The organism is Metabacillus sp. RB-C-LZQ-3-1, assembly GCF_058315175.1.
Map to the genome: position 1 here is coordinate 1 of NZ_JBZFLI010000007.1, position 22,851 is coordinate 22,851.

Sequence of the window (22,851 nt, forward strand, 5' to 3'; positions counted from 1 at the left end):
ATTGTTATTACTAAAAAAGGTGCATATTAAATTTTACGACTATATGATTGATTAGTGGAAGAGTGCATATGAAGAAAAATTTTTTATTAATGAGCTTAAATTTGATAGCAAAACTATTGACTAATACGGTTATTTTCATGTTATTAGCTAGACTAATGGATACAACTGAATATGGAAAATTGATGTACTATTACACAATTTCAGTATTGATTAGTATTTTTATTGATTATGGATTTAATCTTTATACTGTAAAGGAAATGGCAAAAAATAAAGATTCTTGGAAAAATACATTCATGAAATCATTAGAATCTAAAGTAACCGTTACTATTCTCATTTCAATTCTTACTTTTACTTTAATCTTTTTTGAAATACTTCCTAAGGATTCTTCTTTTCTTTTGTTTTATATTATGGGTATTGTGACATCCTACTTAAATTATTATGTATTACCTTTTAGAGTATTTGATAAATATAAAACAGAGACCTTATTTTCAATTTTTAATAATATCTTACTTTTTATAATAGTATTGATAACTATTTATCTTTATCAAAGTATATTTTCTGTTGCAGTGGGGTTTTTATTATCAAGATTAATTAGCATTATTATATTAATGATAATAGTAAAAACAAAATTAGGATTAAAAATAAATTTTAAATATCACATTTCAAATTCCTTTGTACTAATTAAAAGGAATTTTACCTATGGTCTTCATTTAATAATAGGTACAATGTATTTTCAATTAGATACAATTATATTGAAAAGTCTAACAGATTATGAAAGTGTAGCATTTTATCAGTCAGCAATGAGAATCGTAATGGCTGCACTGATTTTTACAGAAGTTATTTCAAATATAATGTTGCCAAAATTATCTCAGCAAACTAATTTACTTAAATTAGAAGAGATAGCTAAAAATGGTAGGAAAATATTAGGGATAATAGGACTTACATTAACTACAATTTTAATTATTTTTAGTGATTTTATTATCAAGATACTCTATGGTGAAGGCTTCCGAGCAAGTGTACCTTTACTATGTATTTTAGCTCTGATGCTTTTATTTAGATATTTATCTGTAATTGATGGTATTCTGCTAACAGTTTTAGATAAACAAACATTAAGAATGGTATTGGCAATAGTATCCTTAGTATTGAATTGTGCATTTTCTTTTACTTTTATTCTAAAATATGGCGTAATCGGAGCTGCTTATGCAAGTTTATTAACAGCTTTTATCTTAATGGTCCTATATAAAATAATAATAAAGAAAAATCTTAATAATCAGGAAGAGTGAATTTTTATGGGAAGTATAAATATTAATTTAATTGGTGCGTTTGATAGAAATAATTATGGCGATTTACTTTTTCCAATAGTTGCCGAAAAGATGTTTTTGAAAATTAATAATGAAAGAAATTCAGGAATAAATTTAAATTTTCAATTTGTGGGATTAAGAGATTCAGATTTATCAGCTATTGGTGGTAAGAAAACAAGAAATATTGAATTTTTAAATGATAAGTCTAATACAGTTTCAATTATTACTGGCGGAGAAGTTTTAGGTACAAATTTTATGGGAATGGATTTATGTTATGAACATTTGGGAATATATAATTTTTTATTAAAGTCATTTAATAAAGTTTTTGGTAATGTATTGATTAACAAATATTTAACAAGTAAATATAACACTGATCAGGTGTTTCCTTGGATACCTTCAGTAAACCACTTCCAGAAGAATAAGGTCATTTATAATAGCGTAGGTGGCACCAATGTTGATTTAAATAATAAAAGGCTAGTAGAAAATATTAATTATGCAATAAAGTTTTCTAGTTACTTTTCAGTTCGTGACATTAAAACAAAAGAAATCTTAACTAATATTAATGCTAATTATGCTGAAAAAATAAGGGTTTCTCCAGATTCTGCAATTATAATGTCAGAGTTATTCTCAATAAATTTTCTTGAAAATAATTTGTCAATAGAAGTAAAAGATTTTATAAGTAAAAAAAGAGGATATATAACTTTTCAAGTTAGTAAAAAGGTTGGTAAAGGAAATGAGCAAGAGATTGCAAAAGTTTTAAGCACTCTGGGACATGATTTAGATGTGGATATAGTATTGCTGCCAATAGGAAGAGCTAATGAGCATGAAGACCATATTCCATTACAAAAAATAGCCTCTTATATGGAAAACGGATATTTTATTCCTGAAATGAATACTATCTTTGATACAATGTTTTTGATTGCATCTTCTAAATTATATATCGGTACCAGTTTACATGGTGCAATAACTGCAATTTCTTATAATATTCCACATATGGCATTTACTGATAAAATTGTTAAATTAAATGAATTTTTAATTAGTTGGAAAACAACAAAGGTTATTTCAACAGACTTAGCAAACCTAAATGAAGATGCGAAGAAGTTAATTAATAATCATGAGACAATAAAAAGTAGGGAAAAGATGTTTAAAGAAGTTGAAGATAATTTCAATAATATTTATAATTCATTTTTTGATAAATAAGTTTATTAAAATTATCGTTTGACTTTGAAAGGAGATATTATCATTGCAAAATAGAAAGGTAGATATTTTACTTTCAACATTTAATGGAGAAGCATTTATTGAACATCAATTACAATCAATTTGCGATCAAACATTTAAAGACTGGAATTTAATAATTAGAGATGATGGATCTACAGATAATACATTAAAAATAATAACAAATTATATTGAATTGTTCCCTTCACAAATATCATTGTTAGATGATAAAAAGGGGAATCTTGGACCGAGTTCTAGCTTTTTTGAACTATTAAGACATACTGATTCTGATTATATAATGTTTTGTGATCAAGATGACTATTGGAAAAAAGATAAAATAGAGTTAACTATTAACAAAATGCTTGAAAGTGAGAAACGATATCCAAAAAAACCTATTTTAGTCCATACTGATTTAGTAATCGCTGATAAAGATTTAAATACTATTAGTCCATCAATGTGGAATTTTCAAAAGTTGGACCCTGAAAAAAAGACATTGAATTACCTACTTGTACAAAACAATATCACAGGTTGTACAGTTATGATTAATAAGGAAACACTTAAATATGTCAATTATATTCCTCAGAAAGCAGTTATGCATGATTGGTGGTTAGGATTAATTGTTGCTACTTTTGGCAAGATTACCTACCTTGACAAATCAACTATTTTTTATAGACAACATGGTAAAAATGAAGTTGGAGCTAAAAAGTACGGTATTAATTTAATTAAAGGTGTCTTAAGTGAAAATGATAAAACTAAAAATAGTATAGGGAAAACCATTGACCAATCTCTAGAATTTTATAGTAATTTTAGTTCATCATTGGACAAACAATCAAAAAGACTACTTAGTTCCTATAAATCTCTATTAGAAAGAAATTTCCTATCAAAACTATATATTTGTTTTAAAAATAGATTTTTTAAGAATAGCTTATTAAGAACTATAGGTTATTTTTATTTTTTAACTAACTTAAAATCGGAGAAATTTTAGATTCATATGCAGAAAAAAAATAGATTTAAGAATATCAATCCGTTTATTTCATTAGCGTGGGTGTTGATAGGTGTAGTAATCTTATATAATCTTAAATTATCGAATATGTATCCAGATTTAAGCAGTACAATATATGTTTTTTTAACTCTATTTACTATTTTACTATTTATATATGGTGGGATATATAAAATTGTCATAAAAAGAATTGATATTGATAAAGTAAATGTAAATATGGTGAATATTAAAAGATTATGTTGGGTATTTGCAATCGGTTATCTACTAGATTTTGTTTATTCAAAACAGATTCCCCTATTTAATGTATTTTTGAATGTTGATACAAATTATAAAGAGTTTGGTATTCCGACATTTCATGTATTATTGGTCACTTTTAATATTTTTTTATCAAATTTATTATTTATGAATATTATTTACAGTAACAATAGGATCAAGAAAGATATATATATATATTTATTATCTTTGGTACCATTTATTCTAATAATGAGTAGAGGTTTACTTATTATATCTTTAGTTATATCTTTAATTATTCTTTTACCTAAAATTAAATTCACAGTAAAAAAAATAGTTTTAAGTATAATCACCGTATTTGTGGCATCTTTAGGTTTTGGAGTCTTAGGGAATTTAAGGTTAAATGCCGATTACAATTACAATAGTTCAATGTTTGATAGTAAATTAATCTTGATGGTAGGAGAAGCTGCTTTAGACTTTTGGAACTTTGGGATATTTAATAGCATTTTTTGGGTTTACTTATATATTACATCTCCTTTAGCTAACTTACAGAACACAGTAAATAATGTTATTCCAGTTTATTTGTTTGATGCTTATTATATAACACAATTATTACCAGACTTTATTTCGAATAGATTAGCTACTATATATAATATTAATCTAGAAATAGGTGAAATTGGGTTAATTAAAGAGGAATTTACAGCTGGTTCACAATTTATGGGAAGTTATATATATATGGGATGGTTCGGTGTATTTCTGAGTGCTGTAACAATTACTACACTTATTTTATTGATTTTGATTTTTATGCAAAAGAAAAATCCTTTACTTTTTGTTATGTCGAATGCAATTGTATGTTGTATTCTAATTTTTAGTCTGTTTACAAATATGTGGGTTTATTCTGGTTTAATATTTCCATTAATATATTGTCTAATTTTTGCATGTTTTTTTGATGGTTTATTATTCAAAAAAAGTAGTTAATTTAAAATTTTATTTAAGGGAGGGTTATTAATAAATGAAAAAAGTTTCTATAATTATTCCAACCTTAAATGCAGAAAGTGACCTTAGTGATTTACTAGCTTTAATTCCTAATAATGATAATTTTGAAACCATTATAATTGACTCACAATCAGATGATAATACTGTTTCAATTGCAAAATCATTTGGAGCAAAAGTTTTAGAAATAAAAAGATCCAACTTTAATCATGGTGGTACTCGTAATATCGCTGCGAAAGAAGCAAATGGAGAAATTTTAGTATTTCTAACTCAAGATGCACGCTTATTTGGAAGAAAAGATTTAGTAAACTTAATTTTCGCATTCGAGGACAGTAGTGTAGGATTGGCATATGGTAGACAACTCCCTCATAAACAAGCTAAACACTTTGGTAGTTTCGCAAGACACTTTAATTATTCAGAAGAATCTATGATTAAAAGTTTAAGTAATAAAGATAAACTCGGTTTAAAAACAGTTTTTGCTTCAAACTCTTTTGCTGCTTATAAAAAGAGTATCCTCAATGAAATTGGTGGATTTCCTGAAAATGTAATATTAGGTGAAGATATGTACGTTGCTGCAAAAATGGTGCTTTTAGGATATAAAATTTCATATGTTGCAAGTTCAAAAGTATACCATTCACATGATTACTCAATTATTCAAGAGTTGAAGAGGAATTTTGATATTGGAGTATTTCATCAAGAAGAATCTTGGATACTTGAATCATTCTCAAAAGCTGAAGGTGAAGGATTAAAGTATGTAAAAGAAGAAATCCTATATTTATATAAACACAAAAAAATAATATTAATACCAGTATCTATTATTAAAAATGCTGCTAAATTTATTGGGTATAAATTAGGAAAAAATCATAGAAGAATACCAAGGCGCATCAAAACTAAAATAAGTATGTATAAAACATATTGGAATTATAATTAAAGTGAATTAGTGGGAGGAATAAAATATGAAAGGCATTATTTTAGCAGGTGGTAGTGGTACAAGATTATATCCTTTAACCATGGTTACAAGTAAACAGTTATTACCTATATATGATAAACCCATGATTTATTATCCTCTATCAACGTTGATGTTAGCAGGAATTCGAGAAATATTAATCATTTCAACACCAGAAGATACAAAAAGATTTGAGAATTTACTTGGAGATGGTTCACAATTTGGTTTATCACTACGATATAAAATACAACCCAGTCCTGATGGTTTAGCTCAAGCATTTATTCTGGGTCGAGAGTTTATTGGTAATGATTCAGTTGCAATGGTTTTAGGTGATAACATTTATTATGGAAGTGGAATGCGGAAAATGTTGCAACGAGCTGCAAATAAAGACATTGGGGCAACGGTATTTGGTTATCATGTTCAAGATCCAGAGCGATTTGGAGTAGTTGAATTTGATGCAAATGGTAAGGTCTTAAGTGTTGAGGAAAAACCAGAGGTACCAAAGTCAAATTATGCAATAACAGGATTATACTTTTATGACAATCGAGTTGTTGAGATTGCCAAAAATGTAAAGCCATCCTCTCGAGGTGAACTCGAAATTACTTCTATCAATGAGGCTTATTTAAACTGCGGTGAGTTACAAGTAGAACTGTTAGGTCGTGGGTTTACTTGGTTAGATACTGGAACACATCAAAGTTTAGTTGAAGCAACAAACTTCGTTAAGACAGTTGAAGAGCACCAAGGCATTAAAATTGCTGCTCTTGAGGAAATTGCTTATATTAACAACTGGATTACAAAAGAACAGTTATGGGAATGTGGTGAGAAATTAAGTAAGACTGGTTATGGTAAGTATCTAATGAAAGTAGCGAATGGTGAGATTCAATATTAATTCATGGAGATGTGAAAAATGAAAATAGCTAAAACAAATTTAGAAGACATCATAGTTATTCAACCTGATGCATTTGGTGATCATCGTGGTTGGTTTATGGAAACTTATAATGAATTAAAGTTTAAGGATGCTGGTATAGAGTATAATTTTGTTCAAGATAATCATTCATTTTCTGAAACTAAAGGGACATTACGTGGATTGCATTATCAATTAAATCCTAAAGCACAAACAAAATTAGTTCGTTGTACAAGAGGAGCAATTTTTGATGTAGCAGTTGATATTCGAAAAGGTAGCCCTACATATGGAAAATGGTATGGAGTTGAACTATCTGCAGAGAATAGGAAGCAACTACTAATACCTCGAGGATTTGCACATGGATTTATGACTATAACAGACGATGTTGAAGTCCAATATAAAGTGGACGAGTTATATGCTCCTGAATGTGATCGAGGTATTATTTGGAATGATCCTGCTATAGGTATTGAATGGCCAATGAATATTACTCCTGTATTATCAGAAAAAGATAAAAACGCACCTCTACTAGAAGTGGCAGAACATAATTTTGTATATGGAGACTAATAAGATGCGGATATTAGTAACAGGTGCTACAGGTCAATTAGGTTATGATGTTATTCGTGAGGGAACAAATAGAGGATATGAAATGATTGGCATCGGGTCAAAGGACTTAGATATAACCATTGAACAAGAAGTAAATCATTATGTGAAAAAAATCAACCCAGATGCAATTATCCATTGTGCTGCTTATACTGCAGTAGATAAAGCTGAGGATGATAAACAAATATGTTGGAATGTAAATGTAGAAGGTACAAGATATTTAACTAATGCTGCAAAAGAAGTAAGTGCTAAATTTATGTATATTAGTACAGACTATGTATTTGATGGAGAAGGTGAAAAGCCATTCTTAGAATGGAATTCTCCAAATCCAGTAGGTTATTATGGTTTAACTAAGTATGAAGGTGAAAAGGTCGTACAATCTATATTAGACGAGATGTTTATTGTAAGGATTTCTTGGGTATTTGGTATTAATGGCAATAATTTCATTAAAACAATGCTCCGTTTAGCAGAAAATCGTAATGAATTAAATGTAGTTGGGGATCAATTCGGTTCTCCTACATATACTTATGACTTAGCTCGTTTATTGGCTGATATGATTCAAGGTGAAAAATATGGAATATACCACGCTACAAATGAGGGATTTTGTAGTTGGTCTGAGTTTGCGAAGGAAATTTTCAAACAAGCAAATAAAGATGTTAAAGTTAATTCAATTACTACTGAAGAATATCCAACTAGAGCAAAACGTCCGAAGAATTCACGTATGTCTAAAGAAAAGCTAGTTGCAAATGGTTTTAAACCATTATCGAGATGGCAGGATGCTTTACAGCATTATTTAAACGAATTAGGACAAGAGGTGTAAATTATGACAAGAAAAAAGATCCTAGTAACAGGTGGAGCAGGTTTTATTGGTGGTAACTTTGTTCAATATATGATAAATAAATATTCTCAATATGACATTTATAATCTTGATTTATTAACTTATGCAGGTGATCTTACAAAGCACAAAGATATTCAGGATAAAAGCAACTATTTTTTTATTAAAGCAGATATCGCAGATCGAGAAGCAATAATTAATTTATTTGATAAAGAAAAATTTGATTATGTTGTCCATTTTGCAGCAGAAAGCCATGTAGATCGTTCGATTACTGATCCAGAAGTTTTTGTTCGCACAAATATATTAGGAACCCAAGTATTATTAGATGCTGCAAAACAAAATAATATAAGTAAATTTGTTCATGTTTCTACAGATGAGGTGTATGGAGAATTAGATTTTGATCCAACAACATTCTTTACTGAAGAAACGCCTTTACAAGCGAATAGTCCATATAGTGCAAGCAAGGCATCATCTGATTTACTCGTAAGAGCATATCATGAAACATTTGGTTTACCTATTAATATAACTCGTTGTTCGAACAACTATGGCCCATATCATTTTCCTGAAAAATTGATTCCTTTAACTATATCGCGTGTATTAAGCGAACAAAAAGTACCAGTATATGGAGATGGGAAAAATATTCGTGATTGGTTACATGTATTAGATCACTGTTCAGCTATTGATTTAGTACTACACGAAGGCGCTAGTGGAGAAGTCTATAATGTGGGTGGTCATAATGAACGTACAAATCTTGAAGTAGTTAAAACAATTATAAATACATTAGGTAAATCAGAAGATTTAATTGAATTTGTAACAGACCGTTTAGGACATGATAAACGTTATGCGATTGATCCTACTAAATTAGAGAAGTTAGGATGGAAACCTACGTATAATTTCGAAACTGGTATTGCTCAAACTATTCAATGGTACCTTGAAAATAAGGAGTGGTGGGAACAAATTATTAGTGGTGAATACCAGAATTATTTCGAGAAACAGTATGCATTGTAAAATTTAAGGCCTCAAAATGGGAATATAACTAAAGAAGGAGAAGCTATCATTTTTTAATTGAAAGTTTCTCCTGTGTTATAAAAGTGTTTAAAAGAGTCGGAATATTAAGAATTTATAGATTTTATTTAAGATCCTATTTCTATTTTGTAACTCGCCAAAAACATCAGTCAATTTTACATTTAACTCTAAAGAATAAAAAGGATAAGTGAATGAAAAATAGTGTTTTATATGTACGGTTTAGATTGATGAAAACAAATTTAAAAGAGAGTGTGAAGAGTTGTCATATTTTAAAATCATTATACCTATTTTATTTGGAGTTCTAATAACTATAACCATTTCTCATTTTATAAATACTGATAATGAGCGAGAAAATATAGTAAATATTCAATGGTATTTTAAAAAGGAAAAGAATATAACTGATCATACAAAAATTATTCAAAATGCGTTAAATGAGTTAGATGGAAAAGTTTTATTTTTTCCTAAAGGAGTATATATTTTTTCCTCTCCAATTAATATTACTCATTCAACAACTATTAAAGGTGACGAAGCAATATTCAAGCTAAGTTCAGATTTCCAATCTAGTAAAGAAGGTCAGGGTTTTTTTGTTTCGAATTCAGTAAATGATATTATTATAGACGGCATTAAATTCGATGGTAACAAAGAAAAATTAACTGCAGACCCTAGAAATAATTTTGTAGTATATTTTTTAAATTCCTCTAATATTACAGTAAAGAATTCACATGTTTTGAATTTAAACGGAAAAGGTGAAAATTTAAACTCTGCTTTTTCTTTCGTTGGAAACAGTAATAATATATTTACTACCAACAATCTAATAGAAAATTCAGATGGCGGAGCAATTTTTTTTCAAGGCAAGGATTCTAGAGCCACACAAAATATTGCTATTAATTTAAAGGATGTAGCATATGTAGTAAATGGAAAAGGAAGTAAAAATATAGTTTTTAAAGATAACATAGCTACAAATGTATATGGTGGTAGTATTGGCATCGAAAACGGTCCTTCAAATGTTACGATTGAGAATAATAGGATCTATAATTTTATAGACGGTTATGGAATTGGTGTCCTAAACATTAAGGATTCAACAAACTCAGTAGCATTTAATATAAAAATACTAAATAATTTCATTATGGGTAACAGTGGTGTTAATCCTAGCAATGGGATTGCAATTGTAAAAGCCGATGATGTGGTTATAGACAATAATATAATATCGGATGTAATGTTAAAAAACACAAATAACAATTCTATATATTTAGGTAAAAGCACAACAAACTTATCCGTAACTAATAACAAAATTCGAAATACAAGTGCACCTGGAATTGTGAATTCAAGTGAAGGGGAAACCTATATACTTAATAATTCCGAAAGTAAATAATAGATTAACTTTTGCCCCGGAGTATAAAAAGCGGTTGGAAACCGACATATAATTTTAAAACGGGTATCGCTCATACTATTCAATGGTACATAGGTAACCAAGAATGGTGGGAGCAGATTTTAAGCGGATAATATCAAAATTACTTTGAGAAGAAGTATTCTTTATGATCAATAAAAATGGGGATATAAAAGCAATGAAAGCAATCATTTGTTTTCGTTGCTTTTATTCTGTATTAACAAATTGAATGTACCTTCTTGTTAGTAACTCTGTTTTTGAGATGATCATAACTTAAGTAAGTTTACAGCGTCTGTTTTTAGCACTCTTTCTGCCAATTCTGAACTAAGGGTATTGATCCAATCAGGTGTTAATTTTGAAAAATGGAACATTTGTTTTCATTTCTAAGATAGTACTCTCAAGCTCAATATATCTTCGTCCCAAATTGGTGTCCACCAATTTAGGGCGAATGTCCGTTTGCTTTCCCTCATAATACAAACAAACGTTTAATTGATGGTTTCATTTGAGAATTAGCAAAAAAAGAAATTTATGAAAGAACATGAAAAATGCATCTAGAAGTCAGATTTTATGTTTAGAAGCTATAGGAAAAGCAAAAAGCGGACTGGTTAACAGGTAACAGTCTGCTTTTTGCTCTTAATCATTTACTGAATTTGTATTTCCTTCTCCGCAATTGTCCCATTCGCTTTAATCGTTAATGTTACTTCTTCTTTTGAAATCGCCTGTAGTTCCCCTGTTGATGGGTTAAAGACAGCATTGTAATTGCCAGATGCTTCGGCCTGTGTTAGCTTCTTTTGGTCTGTTGTGATCAAGACATTTTCACTTCCCTGCCATGTGACGGTTGCTGGGTAACGAAGCGGGATCGTGAGGTCACCAATCTGATGGCCTGAAGCTGTGATCTTTGTTGTTTCCCCTGCATTGATTATAGCTGGCCCATCCATCGTAATCGATTCTAGTAATGGGCGGACTTCAGCGTTAATCCAGCTGCGATTTGCTGCGTTACTATTTGTTGCGGCTTTTTCCGGTCCAAAGACTTGGTCTGGGGTGGCTGTCGGATCAACGCCGAACAAGGTCCAAGAATAGAAGCCTCCATTGTCTGCTGGTCCATAAGGAGCTTTACCTGCAGGCCCAACGACCATGTATGGGACACCTTCAACACGCTCAACATTGATTGTATGGGCATGTCCGCTAACATAAATGGCTCCCTTGCCACCTGATGATTTACGGAATTTCGTTAGCCATTGTTCAAGTAATTTAGATTCTTTTCGATCGCTAAGCTGGCTGTTTTTTGTCGGGAGGGGATCATGTGTTGGGTGATGACCCATGACGACGACATTTTTGATGTTTGGATCATTTGCTGCCACGTCCAGAGATTTCTTTAGTTCAAGCAGTTGCTCAAAATCACTTGTTCGGAAGCTTCCTGTTGAGGAATCGAGCAGAATAAATCTTGTTCCTTTATGATCAAACATATAGCGATTCTTTTTATTCATGTTTAGGAAGTTATCGAGCGAACCTGACCCCATAATTTCATGGTTGCCTGGCGTATAATAGATCGGAATCTTATCTCCGACTTCCTCTTCTAAAATCGTTTTAGCGAGATCAAAGTCTTCTTTCCAGGCCGTATCAACTAAATCACCGTTGATGACGAGGAAATCAGGAATTTCCTTCACAATTTGACGGAGGGATTCTCGGGCCATTTGTACTTGCTGGCTATTAGGTGATTTGGCTGCAAACTGGCTATCGGCAAGTATAGCAAAGGTCCATTGTTTATCATCAATTTCTCCGTTTTGAATGATCAGCGGATCTGGCTGGGATGCTTGTTCTGGGACCTCGAGTGCTGGTGGTACTTTTACAACAAGATCATCAATAATAATTTGCCCTTTATATTGTTTGTTTTTATTCGTTTCAACAGGGTAGATCCTCCATAGCTTAGCTGGATATCTGATACCAGCTGGTACAGTTGCTTCTACATACTTCCAGCCTGTCCAATTTACCTGGCTGGCTAATGTTAATGTATAGCTTGTGTTGGCAGCGTCGCGGATGACGGTTCTTAGCCAAGCTCCATTTCCATCACCATACACCCATAAGCCGATTTTTTGGACATCTCCTGGTAACTCAAGCATAGGATCTGCTTGAAGATAGGCAGCACGTGTGGCTGTTGTCGTTGAAAAATCATAGGAAAGCTGAAGGCCTGTTCCTTCTCTTCCATTTACATACTCCATATCTGCCTTTACTGCGGCTGGATATGTTGTGTGTGACCACCCAGCTTGCTTTTCAAAATCGTCTACAAGCTTTGTTGAAAGTCCAATTGTTACAGGGAGGTAGGTTTTTTGTCCCTGAACGGTTGCTGTAATAAGAGTTGATTCACCTTCTGCTTTCGAAACAACTGTAAATCCGCCATTTTTGTTTTCTGTAATATCCACTACGGCTTCATTATAGTCAAGCTTAATGTCACGAGGTTCAACAGGTGCAGAATAGCCTTCTTGATCATAACCAATGATGGAGAAGTCCTTTTTAGCTCCCATTTCCAGTCCTAATTGAGCAGAATCTGCTTCGATGCGGGCTAAATCACCGATAACGGTTACCTTCATCGTTCCTTTTGTGGATCCTTTTTTTGTTTCGACAACAGCAGATCCTGATTTCTTTGCACGAAATACGCCATCATGTTCGAAGTTGCCAACATCTGCAGGAAGTGTTCTCCATGTTATGTTTTCCGTTTTAACAGGAGCATAATGATCATCATAGCCAACCGCTTCAAAGGTTCTTGACAATCCAGGAAAGACGCGCTCACTGTGTTCGAGTCCCGAGGATGTCGTGACTTCAAATCCATTTAATTCACCACTACCTGGTTTAGCAAAAATGCCAATCCCATTTGGGACAGATCGTTCCGTTCCATCTGATGGTTGATTCACGACCTCGGCATTTGTTTCGCCTACCATCCGCGCCACCATTGTTGATGAGCCGCCGCCATCTAAGTTGAGCACATGATAGGCACCGTACTCTTTCATTAGCTCTGCTAATTCTTTAAAAGTCATTCCACGGCTATCTGGTTGTCTTCCATCAACAACAGCTAAAAACATCTTTTTTCCTCCTGAGAAAAACCAACAGCTGTTCGCGGAGCTGTCACCGTATCATCAAGACCTGTTGGAATTTGTCCATTTTCAACAAGGATCCTATTTCCACCAACTGCAAAAGACATGAGTTCGTTGTGATCAACTTTTGCTTGATAATCTAATGTGACTTGATCACCAACTTTTAATTGTTTTAAGATGTCAGCGCCTTTTTCCCTTCCTACTAATACAAAGGAGTTCTCTGAAATTTGGCCGCTGCCTGGTTGTGTTGATAGCGAAAGCACCTTCCCGTCTTGAATGATGACTTCATAGGTGGCACTTGATGATCTCTGCTTTGTTCCCCATATTGACGTGTACGCACCAATTCCATCCTTAGGAAGGCCGTATTGATTTAACGCAGCAATCGGGTGTTGTCCATTTGGAAGAGAGATCGATCCTTCTAGAAAGAGATTGGCAATCTGCCCAACTCCATTCTGGTCGATCCCGGCCGTTAATGTGTGTGATCCCTCAGGCCCTTTAAGCAGCTGCCCATTCTGGATGGCTCCACCTAATGGCGCATTCGTATTGTTAATATCAAAAAAATCACCGTTTACACCGGCAATCGCTCCACTAGCCTTGGCCATTTCTGATAGAGGCATTGCAGCTGAGATGGATCCAGGATAAAGCAGGTCTAACGAAACGTTTTCATTTTCCAATTCAACTGTCATCATTTCACCATTTAGCCATCCGCGAGCATCAAACCTTTCAAAGCTCGATAGCTCAATGCCTGGACCAATAGGTGTTGTTGTTTCATTCGAAACAAGTGTTTTTCCCGCAGGTCCTACAAAGGTTACGGCTTCTGTCTTGTCTGAAGATGTTGACCGTGCCTGAGCAACAGAGGATGCCTCATTCTCTGCGTGCACGGAAGGAACTACTGAGAAAGATAAAAAACATGCAAGTATACCATACAACCATTTCCGTACCATTCCATTTCACCTCTCCTATATTTTTAAGAGATTAATAGTTTCCTACATGTTACAACAGAAAACGATTAATCTCTCCACATTTTTACACTAGCAAACAATTGTTAATTCACTATTAAGGAAGTTTAAGATCTGTGTAGGAAGAAAGAAGGATAAATATTTACGAAGGGACGAGGGGACAGGTTCGTTGTCCCAAGGGATGACACATTTATTATTATAGAGAAAGTAGGGATGGTCACCAGGACCATCCCTAAATTTGTAGCAGGGTTGATAGGTTTAGATAAGATAAGGCTGCAACTGAATATTGTGAGAATGGTTGGTTGTCACATCTTCTCTCCTTAAAGAAAAGAAGACCAACAACCACCTATTCTTCTTGTCTCCAAATAACATCAAGCCGATAACAACTCATTCTTATCTCTAACCTTTTTCTTAGCAAACAAATTCACCAACAACGTAATCATAAATGCACACACCAAACTTCCCACCATCGCAACGATAAAACCAATCATATTATCCGAAAGGAAAGGTGCCATAACGGATGGAACATAAGCTGTTCCGCGTACATCAAAGAGACCAACAAGCAAGCCTCCTATACCGGATGAGACAATGGCTCCAGCAAAGATTAGTTTGTTGGAGAACATGAAGGGATAGGCTGCTTCGACGAAAGTACCAAATCCTACGTTAATTAAAAACCCTGGTGTTGCGACAGCAGCTTCTCCTTTATCTCTAGGTGCAACAATATTGGCTAACGTGATGCCAGCTGATACCATAACTAAGCCGACCATATCTACCGCACCTAAAAAACTGTTCCCTGTACTTTCCATTTCCAATAAGACGATTGGAAGAATAGCAGCGTGATAGATTCCTCCGATGATGGCTGGCCAAATAAGTAAACCCGCGATCAGTCCTGCAAGAACCGGATTCATTGCGACTAGTGAATCTAATAAAGCTCGAATCCCTTCACCAAGCTGAAGAGCAATCGGAGCGAAAAGAAAATAGACGATTAATCCTGAGATTAAACCAGCAATCCCACCAGCAGCAATATTGACAGTCGTAGCTGGAAATTTCCATTCCACACATTTTCTGAAAATATACTGAACTAAAAGCCCTGCACCAATACCACCGATAATACCACCAATAATTCCGCCGTTTGTGGACAATACTCCCGCCACAATACCGGCAACGATGGAAACATCATCAAGATCAGCTACTTGCTTTGCGGCAATAACAGCAAGAATAATTGGAAGGGCATTGATCATCACATCAAAAACATCCCCAAGCATTGATAAAGCAGGGATCTTACTTAAAGCGAGAACTAAAGCCATCGCAATAAAACCAGGTAAAGAAGCAAGCATCATCCCACGAATATTGATCCTTCTCCAAGGTGATGTTTCTCGGGTATTAGAGGAAGTAGTTACTTTCCCGATAATCGGGCGGTAAGAAATCCCCCAATGCTTGCTTAATGATGTAATAAAGGTCACCGCACGAGTTCGATTGGTTGTTCCAGTCGTTCCTGAAGTGGAAATGACATTGACCCCTTTTGAACTAATCGTTGCCATGGAAGTACCGCCAGTCCCTGTTGCGGGCAGATTCATTTTTGATGCAGCTTCCACTGCTTTTTTGTTAGCACCATTTGGATCAGCACTCATGAAGATTAGCCCATCAATCTCTCCATTTTCAATTTTTTCTGAAATCTCCAGATCTGTTTTGACTGCTTCCTCATTGACCTCTTCTAATGTTCCCTCCAGTTTTATATATGGCTTATTTGAATGTTCATCCCAGCCATATAAAGCGGCTTCTGTTGATTGTTTCACTGAATCCATTGAGCCTTTCGCTGCAATAAATTGAAGAGATCTGCACTCCATACCTGCTGCGTCTAGTTGCAAGAGAAGTTCGCCAAGAAGTTTCTCAGGTTCTTTGCCGCCAAGAGAATAGAGATTCCCTCCACTGCTGCCAAGGATAGCCACTTTCTTTTTCATGATTAATACCCCCAAAATATTTAATATATATTTATATTATAATTTAGTGTTTTAGTTAATTAAAGTGGTAATGAAGTAAAAGGAGAGATGAGATAAAAGCTCTTTTGACTATACACTGATTGTCCGATGCGTTGTTGGGAAAGGACCAAGGGGTGAAGGGCACTCCAATTGATAGACACACTTAACATTTTGAGGTGCATTATGTATGAAGAAATACCCTTAAAAATAAAACTAACAGCTTGTAAAAACCTATCTCGAAGGTGATGAATCTTTGGGAGATAAGCCCGGAATTACAATATAAGTAAAATCATGGTATATAGGTGGTTATAGAAGATTTTCGTTATTTTCTTCTAAATTAATTCAATAAGTGAACGATGTTGATTACAGCATGTCTCTATTGGTCATTATGGAATTTTTTCTGTTTTTTCAAGAAATAGTATTGAAAGTTAATATCTAGGTGATATAATGTACGTTGTTAGTTCAAAAGTACTATAATATAGGTTTGATGTCTGATGTAGAATAGGGAACCTGTCGCTTATTAAACATTACCTATATTTTTTTATAAGGGGAAATTGGGGATTTTGGTAGCGTTCCTGCCAAAAACTAAACACTTCCTTATCTAGAACGGGATACGTCTAGATAAGAAAGTGTTTTTTTTGTTTGAGTGATTCAACATCCTACTACTAATTGATCAGAACGATTACAAAATAAAAATAGAAAGAGGAAACATACATGGTAAAGGGGAAATTTTCTGTGAAATTCAAATTAGGTACAAAGATTAACTTGATTGTTCTTGCTATTGTACTATTATTCTCTATCGTAATTGGTGGTGTAGTTGTTAGGGAAGTTACAGATGGTATAAAAACATTTGCAATTGAAAAAGCAAAAGGGGATCTCGCTTTAAGTGAAAGTTATATAAATAGTAAATACCCTGGTGATTGGAAGATTCATAACGGAAAGCTATATAAGGGGGACGAATCATTTAATGAAAACTATGAAGAAGTAGATAAAATAGGAGAAGATACTGGTGGTACTGTAACAATTTTTCAAGGAGACACACGTATCGCGACAAATGTGAAGATTGATGGAGAACGGGCGGTTGGCACCAAAGTATCTAAAGAAGTTGCAGATGTTGTTTTAATTAAAGGAGATAATTACTACGGAGAAGCAACTGTAGCTGGAAAAACCTATCAAACTGCTTATACACCTATTAAAGATAAAAGTGGTGAGACTATAGGTATTTTCTATGTAGGTGCACCTCAAACAATTATTGATGACATAATGTCCTCGTTTTTAACAATATTTTTAATAGTCATTATTTCGATCATTCTAATCTCAACTTTCATCGTTTTTTGGTTTACGCGTGGATTGACCAAAAGACTTACTACCATTTCTAAAGCATTAGAAAGTGCAGGAGAAGGTGACTTTACTACAACTATTTTGGACGAAACTGGTGATGAATTAAGTGATCTGTCAAAAAGTTATAATGATATGAAGGAAAATCTAAGTGATTTAATTCAAAATGTCATGACCTCCTCAGAACTAGTAGCATCTTCTTCAGAAGAATTAACTGCAGGAGCTGAACAAACAAGTATGGCGACTGAACAAATTACAGATTCAATCCAACAAATTGCAAATGGCTCAGAATCTCAATCACAAAGTGTTGAAGAAACTGCTCATGCGCTTGAGGAATTATCCATAGGTGTTGCAAACATTGCCGACAGTTCATCATCACTGGCCGAATCTGGAATAGAAGCTAGCGAACGAGCAAAACAAGGTGGTATTTATGTTCAAGAAACGGCTAAACAAATGAATATTATTCATTCCTCTGTTAATGAAACTAGTAAGGTGATTAAATTATTGGATGATAGATCCAAGGAAATTGGTCAAATCACGAATGCAATAACAGAAATAGCTAATCAAACGAACTTATTAGCGTTAAACGCAGCAATTGAAGCTGCGCGAGCAGGGGAACATGGAAAAGGATTTGCTGTGGTGGCAGATGAAGTCAGAAAACTTGCCGAACAATCTCAAAGTTCATCTAACCAGATTTCAGGTTTAATAGGACAAATACAAAAGGATATGATCCAATCTACTAATTCAATGGAGCAAGTGAAACAAGAGGTTCAGAATGGATTAGGTATTGTCACTAAAACAAAAACTAGTTTCGAAGAAATTTTAAAATCGATGGATAAAATGGCGAATCAAGTTGATGAAATGGCAGCCACTGCTCAACAAATGTCAGCTAGTACTCAAGAAGTTTCTGCAACTGTATCAGGCATAACAACGATTTCAAGAAATTCTTCTGTGCATAGCCAAAGTGTTGCTGCATCCGCAGAAGAACAATTAGCTTCAATGGAGGAAATATTAGCCTCAGCGACCAATTTATCAAAAATAGCTTCAGAATTAAAGGACACTGTGGGCAAATTCAACATCACTGCAAATTAAATATAGCTTTAGAAAAATGTATTAGGAAAGAAATCTATCAAAAAAATCCCTTCATCAGATAGAACGACCTATTTGATAAAGCTGTGTTAATTGGCATATCTACTGCCAAACAGATAGTTTAAGAGACTATGGAGGTAAATCAAGATTGAAAACAAGAACTTACAAACACTGGTCAACAAAAGAAGACTTTAAGTTAATAAAATTACGCAATAAAGGGAAAAAATATAAAGAAATAGCTCTTATCATGGAAAGATCCCCTCTAAGTGTTGAGAAAAGATACAGAAAAATTATTAATGAAGAAATCTATGGGACATAGGGACAGGTCCGTTGTCCCAACAATAAATAAATCACTCTCTATTAAAAAGTGGAGAAGCGAAAAGACTTTTCTCTTCGCTTCCCATTTTCCTAGACTCTCCACCCTAAAAATACTTCCTTAACTTAGCAATCGCATCCCGACGCCATCCTTTGACAGCAGCAACAGTAACTCCCTCATCTTCTGCAATTTCACTTGGAGTGCTTCCATATAGGCAGTAAGCTTTTACCCATTTACGTTGATTTTCAGACAATATCGAGGAGATTTTTTCAAACAGAGATTCCCATAGGATAGCTGTAAAATCTCCATAGGTCGTTGAATCTTCGACCCATATGTCCTCACTCCGACTCTCTCTTTCTTCTATTATTGTTTCTTCCCTAAGAGCAGATTTCATTCGACCAATAATATAGGAGTAGGCATAAGCCTTAAATTCTCCTTTTTCTTCATTAAATCGCAGTGATGCTTCCCATAACGCGATACATCCAATCTGATAAAACTCATGTTCGTTTTTGTAAATACTTAATCTTTTCATAACATGATAAATCATTGGTTCAAATTGCTGATGAATCTTCTCAAATCTCGCATCCTCGTACATGTAAGAATCCTTCTTAAGAATGCATTCTTATGTATTCCGCGGTAATTTGAGAATAGCAAGCTATAGAGGTTTAGAACATTTCTAATATGAATGAAATGGAAGGGGGTTTTGGACTAATATGGAGCATTTTCCATAGGGATATGGGGGATATTGAGGGGGAATGAGGTTAAAAAAGGGCGATATGATCCTTTTTGGAGAGTAAATGGTCACAGGGACCGCACGAAATTTGTCGAAGGTTGATGTTGCAACTGAATATTGAGAGGGTGGGTGGTTGTCAGTCTTCTTTCCTTAAAGGAAAGGTACAATTCCCTTCAGAACTTCTCGTAAAAACTCAAGAAATGTTTCCATGATTATCACCTCCTTGATACGATCGGATCCTTCTAAAAATCAGTATCCAACAAATGATATTTTTTCAAATTTCATTACTACCCTAATTTAAAAATAAAAAATTTATTTTTCACGCTACTCCACCCCAAAAAATCCCTATATAAACGGTGGAAGAGAAAATTCCGACCATACATAGTGATAGGGAGAGAGTAAACGTGGAAAAGCTGAACTACGACACAATCCAAAAGTATCAATCATTTGAAACAATCGATGAAATGGACCAATCTGTCCGGGGATTTTTATATAAGCATAAGGCCGAGTTATCCGAGGGGACCTTAGCTGTTCTTCATCTGATCTGGAAGCATTCTGTGAAAGTTATAGGAGTTTCCTTTGCAAAATATGATTATATTGCTGAGCAAGTTAAGCTAAGTAAGCGTACGGTGATTCGAGCTGTGAAAGTGTTAGAGGAGAAAGGGATCGTTAAGAAGGTTCCTACCGCAAGAATGAATGGGAAACAGGGGGTTAATCTTTTGGTTATTCAAGCGTTTGAATCCATCGAATCGATGAAAACGACGATGTCACCCCAGGATGTCACTGCACCTGTCACTCCTAATAAAACAGAGAATAAACAAAGCTCACTCTGTGAGAAAAAAACAAAAGAACGAACTAACGTAGAGGCAGGTGAACCATCACTACATGAGTTAGATGCCAGCTATCTACCTGATTTCATTCCAGAAGAATTCAAAAAAGCAGCACAACCATTTTTGAATGCAGTGGATATACATCATTTATGGAATCGAGTGATAATGGTTTATAACAAATTTGATCATGGCAGACCAATGGATGATTTCATGGATTGTATCATAAGTGCGTTTAAGCAGACTGTTTTTGCAAAGAAGATGGGGAAGATCCATACAACGTTTGAAGGGTATTTTTATCGGATTGTTCATGAGAGTTTTACTGTAAAATTGCGCAGGGAGAGAAAAGGGAAGCTGTTTTGGGAGTTGCATGATTTTTTTAGTAGGGAGGAGCCTGTACCAAACTGAAGAAAGAGGTCGGCTATGATTAGGACACTCCCTCTTCTTGGCTTAATACATTTATAATTGGTAAGGCGATTGAAATATGTAAACTTTGTGTACTTCGGTTATCTTTAACTGGTACTACTTCCCTTCAACCACAGGTAATCGGCTAATCTCGGAATCTGTGAAAATATCATGTTCATCCATGCTTTTTGTGGAAAATTCAGATACAACAGCCCCTTCATCTCCTGCTTGAAACCAGTGTTTTGTATTTGGGGCTAAAGTATATTGCTCGCCAGGCTTTAGGATAATTTCATGCCAAACTGTAAATGTTTCTTCTTTTCCAGAAGGAAGAACAGCCTTAGGGTTAGAGGTTCTTGGTCCAGGTACATATAAGTAAACCGTTCCAAAGCGGCATCTAAATGTTTCTTCCTTACCAGGTGAATGTCCAATTGGGGGATGTCGATGCTCTGGACAGGTCTGGTTTGGAAGAAGGACAAGCTCCTTCGCACAGCATTTTTCTGTGTTAATGTAAGTAATTAATTGTAAACCAAGTTCCCGGATTCTATTTAGGCCAAAGTCTGCTACTTCTATGTTAGCTTTTTCTTGTTCAGATAGGACGATTCCACATCGGTTAAAATAATCTAACGTTTCGTTTCGTATTTGGTTATATTCCTCTAATGAGATCAATGTATTTCCTCCTTTGTGATATAGCGCTTTCAATTTTATTATACATAAATAGGTATGTCATAAGAATAGAGGTTATTAACGGAAATTTTGCCAAGATTGCAGTAGATTAAATTTTAGAATGGTACTCGAAGAATGTGAATGATATGCATGATTAATGTTTAAATCTATATTAGAAGAGAGTGGGACAATGAACCTGTCCCTCCTTCCTGCCAAAATTTAGGGGATAAAATAATCTATTTTTAACACAATAAGAATAAAACAACCCAACGGAGATGCATATGACTAATAAAAAAGATCAAGAAGAGTCCCCGAATTTTACATGGAGTGGACTAATTTTTTTAATTGCTTTTTTTGGCATGTACTATGTGATTATTCGCAGCTGTCCTATGTAAACTGAAAAAAGTATTCACTTCAAAGCGCTACTTTTCCTCATGAATTCCTTCTTCTTCAACTAGATCCACATTAATCTTAACGCCTTTTTACCAGTAATTGTTCAAAATATAACATAAGGAATTATCTCCAAATGCGCAAAATAAAAAGCATCTAATTAGATAGATGCTTTCCTAAAATGTTCAACCTTCTTTTTATGATATTCAAGTTTATTCCTAAATTTTTGTTTTAATTTATGATCAAGGCAACTATCAACTAGTTCGCGATGGTAATTCATCTTTATAAGGTGCCAATTATAGAGAATCTTAGATATAAACGACATAAAAACAGCCCCCTATCCTTGATTACCATATATTACGATGGTGAAAGCGGAATCATGAGGGTGGTTTATTTCGTTTTGTTCTTATTAGAATCTTAATTTTGAAAGTGTGAAAGAATGGAAGAGTGCCATAAGGACAAAGAACCCTAGTCTCTTATAAATAACCAAATATACAAAAACTTTACATTATTTAACATTAGTGTAATAGAAATGGGTAAAATTGCCTTTATAATGAAAAGGTAAGGAAAATGGTAATGAAAAAGGAATTTTGACCTAGGTTGAAAGTGTGATATCTGTAAAAGG

18 protein-coding genes are annotated in these 22,851 nt (G+C 33.9%); 13 read left to right on the plus strand and 5 right to left on the minus strand.

Annotated features, from left to right (window positions below):
- Positions 1-68 precede the first annotated feature (68 nt).
- From AC4GZ8_RS12770 to AC4GZ8_RS12815, 10 genes are all read left to right on the plus strand, one after another.
- On the plus strand, positions 69-1,283 hold the full coding sequence (locus AC4GZ8_RS12770) for an oligosaccharide flippase family protein (RefSeq protein WP_491082239.1): 1,215 nt from the start codon (positions 69-71) through the stop codon (positions 1,281-1,283).
- Between the two features lie 6 nt (positions 1,284-1,289).
- Entirely contained in the window at positions 1,290-2,501 is a 1,212-nt protein-coding gene (locus AC4GZ8_RS12775) for a polysaccharide pyruvyl transferase family protein (RefSeq protein ID WP_491082240.1), read from the plus strand.
- A gap of 43 nt (positions 2,502-2,544) precedes the next feature.
- The gene (locus tag AC4GZ8_RS12780; protein WP_491082241.1) at positions 2,545-3,501 is read left to right on the plus strand and encodes a glycosyltransferase family 2 protein; all 957 of its coding nucleotides are present in this window, start codon (positions 2,545-2,547) and stop codon (positions 3,499-3,501) included.
- Between the two features lie 6 nt (positions 3,502-3,507).
- Positions 3,508-4,725: an O-antigen polymerase gene (locus AC4GZ8_RS12785; protein ID WP_491082242.1), complete on the plus strand. Its 1,218-nt coding sequence runs from the start codon at positions 3,508-3,510 to the stop codon at positions 4,723-4,725.
- Between the two features lie 34 nt (positions 4,726-4,759).
- Complete coding sequence (locus tag AC4GZ8_RS12790) at positions 4,760-5,671, plus strand: glycosyltransferase family 2 protein (RefSeq protein ID WP_491082244.1); 912 nt, start codon at positions 4,760-4,762, stop codon at positions 5,669-5,671.
- Between the two features lie 25 nt (positions 5,672-5,696).
- Positions 5,697-6,575, plus strand: a complete 879-nt coding sequence (gene rfbA, locus AC4GZ8_RS12795) for a glucose-1-phosphate thymidylyltransferase RfbA (RefSeq protein ID WP_491082246.1) — start codon at positions 5,697-5,699, stop codon at positions 6,573-6,575.
- An 18-nt stretch (positions 6,576-6,593) separates the two neighbouring features.
- On the plus strand, positions 6,594-7,154 hold the full coding sequence (gene rfbC / locus AC4GZ8_RS12800) for a dTDP-4-dehydrorhamnose 3,5-epimerase (RefSeq protein ID WP_491082247.1): 561 nt from the start codon (positions 6,594-6,596) through the stop codon (positions 7,152-7,154).
- Between the two features lie 4 nt (positions 7,155-7,158).
- Positions 7,159-8,010 (plus strand): dTDP-4-dehydrorhamnose reductase, encoded by an 852-nt coding sequence (rfbD, locus tag AC4GZ8_RS12805; RefSeq protein ID WP_491082248.1) that lies wholly within the window; start codon positions 7,159-7,161, stop codon positions 8,008-8,010.
- Positions 8,011-8,013: 3 nt separating this feature from the next.
- The gene (gene rfbB, locus AC4GZ8_RS12810) at positions 8,014-9,033 is read left to right on the plus strand and encodes a dTDP-glucose 4,6-dehydratase (protein ID WP_491082249.1); all 1,020 of its coding nucleotides are present in this window, start codon (positions 8,014-8,016) and stop codon (positions 9,031-9,033) included.
- 277 nt (positions 9,034-9,310) lie between these two features.
- Positions 9,311-10,423, plus strand: coding sequence for a glycosyl hydrolase family 28-related protein (locus AC4GZ8_RS12815; RefSeq protein ID WP_491082250.1), 1,113 nt, complete (start codon positions 9,311-9,313; stop codon positions 10,421-10,423).
- Between the two features lie 656 nt (positions 10,424-11,079).
- On the opposite strand, the gene AC4GZ8_RS12820 is transcribed toward AC4GZ8_RS12815, so the two are convergent.
- From AC4GZ8_RS12820 to AC4GZ8_RS12830, 3 genes are all read right to left on the minus strand, one after another.
- Entirely contained in the window at positions 11,080-13,515 is a 2,436-nt protein-coding gene (locus AC4GZ8_RS12820; protein WP_491082252.1) for a phosphodiester glycosidase family protein, read from the minus strand.
- Positions 13,506-14,471 (minus strand): phosphodiester glycosidase family protein, encoded by a 966-nt coding sequence (locus AC4GZ8_RS12825; protein WP_491082253.1) that lies wholly within the window; start codon positions 14,469-14,471, stop codon positions 13,506-13,508. Before AC4GZ8_RS12825 ends, AC4GZ8_RS12820 begins: the two co-directional genes overlap by 10 nt.
- Before the next feature lie 386 nt (positions 14,472-14,857).
- On the minus strand, positions 14,858-16,447 hold the full coding sequence (locus AC4GZ8_RS12830) for a PTS sugar transporter (RefSeq protein ID WP_491082254.1): 1,590 nt from the start codon (positions 16,445-16,447) through the stop codon (positions 14,858-14,860).
- A 753-nt stretch (positions 16,448-17,200) separates the two neighbouring features.
- Between AC4GZ8_RS12830 and AC4GZ8_RS12835 the strand changes: the two genes are divergently transcribed.
- Positions 17,201-18,895, plus strand: coding sequence for a methyl-accepting chemotaxis protein (locus tag AC4GZ8_RS12835; protein ID WP_491082255.1), 1,695 nt, complete (start codon positions 17,201-17,203; stop codon positions 18,893-18,895).
- A 145-nt stretch (positions 18,896-19,040) separates the two neighbouring features.
- Positions 19,041-19,211, plus strand: a complete 171-nt coding sequence (locus AC4GZ8_RS12840; protein ID WP_491082256.1) for a Myb-like DNA-binding domain-containing protein — start codon at positions 19,041-19,043, stop codon at positions 19,209-19,211.
- Between the two features lie 103 nt (positions 19,212-19,314).
- On the opposite strand, the gene AC4GZ8_RS12845 is transcribed toward AC4GZ8_RS12840, so the two are convergent.
- Entirely contained in the window at positions 19,315-19,803 is a 489-nt protein-coding gene (locus AC4GZ8_RS12845; RefSeq protein WP_491082257.1) for a sigma-70 family RNA polymerase sigma factor, read from the minus strand.
- A gap of 542 nt (positions 19,804-20,345) precedes the next feature.
- Here AC4GZ8_RS12845 and AC4GZ8_RS12850 point away from each other — a divergent pair.
- On the plus strand, positions 20,346-21,176 hold the full coding sequence (locus AC4GZ8_RS12850) for a helix-turn-helix domain-containing protein (protein ID WP_491082258.1): 831 nt from the start codon (positions 20,346-20,348) through the stop codon (positions 21,174-21,176).
- A 114-nt stretch (positions 21,177-21,290) separates the two neighbouring features.
- Here AC4GZ8_RS12850 and AC4GZ8_RS12855 read toward each other — a convergent pair whose 3' ends face one another.
- Positions 21,291-21,839: a D-lyxose/D-mannose family sugar isomerase gene (locus tag AC4GZ8_RS12855; protein ID WP_491082259.1), complete on the minus strand. Its 549-nt coding sequence runs from the start codon at positions 21,837-21,839 to the stop codon at positions 21,291-21,293.
- Positions 21,840-22,851: the final 1,012 nt, after the last annotated feature.